The 309-nt window shown below is 44.7% G+C and carries 2 tRNA genes; both read left to right on the forward strand.

From position 1 onward, the window contains the following. Window positions 1-110 precede the first annotated feature (110 nt). Window positions 111-187, forward strand: a tRNA-Ile gene (locus AAHB12_RS31495). Between the two features lie 11 nt (window positions 188-198). Then, window positions 199-271: transfer RNA gene (locus tag AAHB12_RS31500), tRNA-Ala, on the forward strand. Window positions 272-309: the final 38 nt, after the last annotated feature.

A 309-nucleotide genomic window follows, 5' to 3' on the forward strand; every position in this document is an offset into this window, starting at 1 on the left:
GAGCGTTCACGTAGTTATAAGACGTTTCCTCTGTTTTGTTTAGTTTTGAAAGTTCAATTTCTTATTGATTCTTTCAAGATGTTACGATAAAACATTATAGTGATTGATATGGGCCTATAGCTCAGCTGGTTAGAGCGCACGCCTGATAAGCGTGAGGTCGATGGTTCGAGTCCATTTAGGCCCACCATATCTATTTACGGGGCCTTAGCTCAGCTGGGAGAGCGCCTGCTTTGCACGCAGGAGGTCAGCGGTTCGATCCCGCTAGGCTCCACTTTGTGTTGTTTAAACACAACATGTTCCTTGAAAACT

The organism is Bacillus sp. OTU530, from assembly GCF_038440375.1.